Consider the following 4,775-nt stretch of genomic DNA (forward strand, 5'->3'; position numbering starts at 1 on the left):
CCCGGCAGGACCGTCATTGTTCATGAGGTTGCCGGCCAGCGGCCGGCACTACCGGCGCCCGGCCATGCGTGGCCGCGCGACGCATCGCGCCCCAACCGGTAGAGCCACGCCATGCGTGGCTGCACCAACATCCGGCACCGCGCCGCAGCCGGTAGAGCCACGCCACGCGTGGCCGCACCACCATCCCGCACCGCGCCCCAACCGGTAGAGCCACGCCATGCGTGGCTGCGCGACCATCCGACATCGCGCCGCAGCCGGTAGAGCCACGCCATGCGTGGCTGCGCGACCCGCGCGCGTCGTGCAGAACGCAGAACGCCGGGCAATGCCCGGCGCTCTGTGGTGTCCGCTTGCGGTCAATGACCGGTCAGAACGACCAGTTGAACGTGATCGACCCATTGCGGCCATCGCCGTACGCACCATACCCGTTGATCTGCGAGAAGTACTTCTTGTCCAGCAGATTGTTGAGGTTGGCCTGCACGCTGAACTCGGGCGAGATGCGGTAGCGCACGAAGGCACTCACCAGCGCGTAGCCGTCCTGCTCGATGCGGCCGTATGCCGGCACCGGGTAGTAGATGCGGTTCTGCCAGTTGGCGCCGCCGCCCACGGTGAGCGCGGTCAGCGACTGCGGGGTGTAGCTGGTGAACAGCTTGATCGTCGTCTGCGGCAGGTTGGTGTTGATGTCCGCGTCGTTGATGTCCTTGGCCACGTAGCGCGAAGCACCGAAGGTGGCATTCCAGCCCGGGGCCAGTTCGCCGTTCACTTCAAACTCAAACCCCCGGCTGACCGTGCCGCGCGCAGCGATGTAGGCAGTTTCGCCGCCCGTTCCGCCCACCACCGGTTCGCCGGTGGACTGGCCCACGTTGTCCTGCTCGATACGGAACACGGCAAGCGAGGCATTCAAGCGGTCGTCGAACCATGCACCCTTGACGCCCACTTCGTAGCTCTTGCCGTCCACCGGATCCAGGTAGCTGCCGTTGCGGTTCTTCAGCATCTGCGGCTGGAAGATCTCGGTATAGCTGGCGTAGGTGGAGTAGGTGTCGTTGAGGTCGAACACCAGGCCGGCGTACGGAGTGGTGACCTTGTGCGAGCGGTCGGCGCCTTCACCCTCGCTCTTCCAGTCGGTGTAACGCGCGCCGAGGATCAGCTTGAGCGGCTCGGCCAGCGACAGGCGGGTGGCGGCATAGCCGGCCTTCTGGGTGATGGTGCCTTCGCTCTGCAGCGGCAGGGTGGCGGCCCAGTTCGGCTCGGGGAAGTTGCCTACGCCGGCCAGGTAGTTGTCCAGCGGCGCCCAGCCCACCTGGTAGTCGCCGTAGTTGGCGAACTCGCGCTTGTTGTAGCTCAGGCCGGCCATGAACTGGTGCTCGCGGCCGAACAGCTGGAACGGGCCTTCCACGAAGCCATCCACCGCGTTGACCTTGCGCTCGGTGTTGTAGAAACCTGCCGAGGGCGTGACGCCGGCGCCGGTGCTCTTGTCCAGCAACGAGGCGCCCGAGGTCCAGTCGTTGTAGGCCGGATAGAACAGCTTGTCATCGGCCTTGGTGGTGTCATGCGTCGCGCCGAGCTTGACCTTCCAGTCGTTGCCGAAGGCATGCTCCAGCGTGGCGAACAGACGCTTGCTGGTGGTGTCCCAGTACGTCCAGCCCGGGTTGGCGCTGAAGGACTCGTCGAACGGGGTCGGGCTGCCGTCGGAGTACAGCATCGGGAAGCCACCCCATGTAGCCCCGTTGGCGCGCTTCTGCTGGTAGTCGTAGCCCACGCTCAGCTGGGTGTCCGGGGTGAGGTCGGCGTCGATCACCGCATAGCCCAGCGTCTTGTGCTGGTCGTAGCGGTCCATCTGCGATTCGGTGTCCAGGTAGCTGCCGATCACGCGCGCGCGCACCGAGCCGCTGGCGTTCAGCGGGGTGGTCACATCCACGGTGCTGCGGGTGCGGCCCCAGCTGCCGACGTTGACCGACACGTTGCCGGTCAGCTCGGCGCTGTCGGCGTGCTTGCGGATCAGGTTGACCGAGGCCGACGGATTGCCCGCACCGCTGAGCAGGCCGGTGGCACCGCGGACCACTTCCACGCGGTCATACAGGGCCAGGTCCAGGCCGGAGTCGCCGTAGCTCCAGTTCTGCACCATCTGCGTGGGCAGGCCGTCGAACTGGTAGCTGTCGATGTAGAAGCCGCGCGCGTAGAACTCGGTGCGCTCGGTATCGGACTGGGTGCTGCTCACCCCGGTGGTGTTGGCCAGCACGTCGATGATGTCGTCGAGGTTCTGGTCCTCGATGCGCTGGTGGCTGATGATGCTCACCGACTGCGGGATCTCGCGCGGGGCCAGGTCGAAGCGGGTACCGGCGGAGGTTTTGCGCACCGAGTAGCCCTCGGCGCGTTCGCCCTTGACCACGATCTTGTCTAGGGTGGTGGCATCGGTGGTGGCGTCCTGCGCAAAGGCAGGGGCGGCGATCAGCGCACACAGCGCGGCAAACAGGGCCTGCGACAGGCGGCGTTGGGGCAGGGCGCGGGACAGCACTACGGAAGAACGGGTCATCGGCGTTTCCAGGGCGGCGGCACGCACATGGCCGATGTCCGTCGGTGGCCAGGTGCTTGGCGGTGGAGGTGGGGTCGGTGCGCGGCTCGGTACCGAACTCCGCAGCGCCTCCCTGGCGCGAACGGGATCACAGTATGTTAATGCGAATCATTGCTATCAGCAATTCGGCTGGAGGCGACGCCGCCTGAAGCTTTCAGGGTCTCCCGTACCCCTTGGTGAGGAGGGGTACGGTGAGAGGGCGGCGGATTAACATCGGCGGTCGTAGGCTGAGCATCCGCCCGCGCGCAGCAGGAGAAACGCCATGGTTGCCAAGAACACCCTCTGTCTCTGGTATGACGGCACCGCCCTGGAGGCGGCCACCTTCTATGCCCAGACCTTCCCCGACAGCGCGGTGCACGCGGTCCACCGTGCCCCGGCCGACTTCCCGTCGGGCAAGCAGGGCGACGTGCTGACCGTGGATTTCACCGTCGCCGGCATCCCCTGCATAGGCCTCAACGGTGGCCCGGCGTTCAAGCACAGCGAGGCGTTCTCCTTCCAGATCGCCACCGACGACCAGGCCGAGACCGACCGGCTGTGGAACGCCATCGTCGGCAACGGCGGTGAGGAAAGCGCCTGCGGCTGGTGCCGGGACAAGTGGGGCCTGTCCTGGCAGATCACCCCGCGCGTGCTGACCGAAGCGGTGACCAGCAAAGACCCGGCGGTGGCCAAGCGCGCGTTCGAGGCCATGATGACGATGCGCAGGATCGATGTGGCGCAGATCGAAGCGGCGGTGCGCGGCTGAGGACGCTTTGTAGTCTTACAGCGGAACGCCCAGGCCACGCTTCAACGTGCTCAACGCTACGGCGGTGCGGAAGCGCTCGATGTTGTCGTCGTTGCCGAACAGGCGCACGCTGATCGCCTCGTACTCTTCCATCGAGGCGGCCGTGAGGATCAGCAGGAAATCGGCATCGCCGGTGATGGCGTAGCACTGTTGCACGGCGGGATCTTCCTGCACGCGACGGCGGAAGGGGGCAACGCGGTGCGGCTGCTCGCTGGCCACCCGCACCTCGACCATGATGGTCAGCGGGCGGCCGAGCCGGCATTGATCGAGTACGGCGACGTTGGCGCGGATGATCCCCGCCTCCTGCAGCCGCTTGATCCGGCGCTGGACTGCCGGCGCGGACAGGTGCACCGCTTCGGCGATCTCCCGCTGCGGGGTGGTGTTGTCGCGCTGGAGGATGGCCAGGATGGCGCGGTCGAAGTCGTCGGGGCTGTAGGGGACGGCAGACATGGGCGAGTGAAACGTGCAGGAAGGCACGTGCAATTGAGCCTTTGCTTCGGCCCGGACGCAATATGCTGACGCGATGTCGACCTCCCGCTATTCCTCGCTCATCCCCGTCCTGGCCGTCCTCGGCTCGGTCACCGCCCTGTCCGTGGGCACGTCGTTCGCCAAACAGCTGTTCCCGCTGATCGGCGCACAGGGCACCAGCGCGTTGCGCGTGGGCTTCTCGGCGCTGGTACTGCTGGCGGTGTTCCGGCCGTGGCGCTGGACCACCACGCGCGCCGATGCCGGGACGATCCTCCGCTACGGCATCACCCTGGGGGTGATGAACCTGCTGTTCTACATGGCGCTGCGCACGATTCCGTTCGGCATCGCGGTGGCCATCGAATTCTGCGGGCCGCTGGCGGTGGCGATCTGGTCATCGCGCCGGCCGGTCGATTTCGTCTGGGTCGGCTGCGCGCTGGCCGGGCTGTTGCTGCTGCTGCCGTTGGGACACGGTGCGGCGCTGGATCCGGTCGGGGTGATGTTCGCGCTGGGTGCGGCAGTGTGCTGGGCGCTGTACATCATCTTCGGCAAGCGCGCCGGCCACCTGCCTGCCGGGCATACGGTGTCGCTGGGGCTGTGCGCGGCGGCGTTGGTGGTGGTGCCGGTGGGCGTTGCGCATGCGGGCATGGCGTTGCTGGACCCGAAGATCCTGCTGTTCGGGCTGGGCGTGGCGATCGTCTCCAGCGCGATTCCGATGTCGCTGGAGATGATGGCGCTCAAGCGTCTGCCGAAGGAGACCTTYGGCATCCTGATCAGCATGGAACCGGCGGTAGCCGCGCTGCTGGCGATGGGGCTGCTGGCCGAACATCTCACGCCGCTGCAGTGGGCGGCGATCGGCTGCACGGTGGTGGCGTCGGTCGGCAGTACGGTGACCGCACGGCGAGCGGCGCCGCCCCTACCAGTCACGTGATCCATGTAGTGCCGGCCGCTGGCCGGCTC

Annotated in this window: 4 protein-coding genes; 2 read left to right on the forward strand and 2 right to left on the reverse strand. The window is 67.0% G+C overall.

What is annotated here, in order from left to right; translation table 11 throughout:
- Positions 1 to 364: 364 nt before the first annotated feature.
- Complete coding sequence (gene fhuE / locus ACXJKH_RS15020; RefSeq protein WP_457320446.1) at positions 365 to 2,530, reverse strand: ferric-rhodotorulic acid/ferric-coprogen receptor FhuE; 2,166 nt, start codon at positions 2,528 to 2,530, stop codon at positions 365 to 367.
- Positions 2,531 to 2,831: 301 nt separating this feature from the next.
- Between fhuE and ACXJKH_RS15025 the strand changes: the two genes are divergently transcribed.
- Positions 2,832 to 3,311 carry a VOC family protein gene (locus tag ACXJKH_RS15025; protein ID WP_457320448.1) on the forward strand — a complete coding sequence of 160 codons (480 nt, stop codon included), beginning with the start codon at positions 2,832 to 2,834 and terminating at the stop codon, positions 3,309 to 3,311.
- A 15-nt stretch (positions 3,312 to 3,326) separates the two neighbouring features.
- Here ACXJKH_RS15025 and ACXJKH_RS15030 read toward each other — a convergent pair whose 3' ends face one another.
- Positions 3,327 to 3,800, reverse strand: a complete 474-nt coding sequence (locus tag ACXJKH_RS15030; RefSeq protein WP_457320450.1) for an Lrp/AsnC family transcriptional regulator — start codon at positions 3,798 to 3,800, stop codon at positions 3,327 to 3,329.
- Positions 3,801 to 3,873: 73 nt separating this feature from the next.
- On the opposite strand from ACXJKH_RS15030, the gene ACXJKH_RS15035 reads away from it, so the two are divergent.
- On the forward strand, positions 3,874 to 4,746 hold the full coding sequence (locus tag ACXJKH_RS15035) for an EamA family transporter (RefSeq protein ID WP_457320452.1): 873 nt from the start codon (positions 3,874 to 3,876) through the stop codon (positions 4,744 to 4,746).
- Positions 4,747 to 4,775: the final 29 nt, after the last annotated feature.

The organism is Stenotrophomonas sp. P5_B8, from assembly GCF_054049855.1.

What these genes read in the sequence shown, in the direction of transcription:
- fhuE (WP_457320446.1), bottom strand. Translation starts at nt 2,530, where the DNA reads ATGACCCGTTCTTCCGTAGTGCTGTCCCGCGCCCTGCCCCAACGCCGC.
- ACXJKH_RS15030 (WP_457320450.1), bottom strand. Translation starts at nt 3,800, where the DNA reads ATGTCTGCCGTCCCCTACAGCCCCGACGACTTCGACCGCGCCATCCTG.
- ACXJKH_RS15025 (WP_457320448.1), top strand. Translation starts at nt 2,832, where the DNA reads ATGGTTGCCAAGAACACCCTCTGTCTCTGGTATGACGGCACCGCCCTG.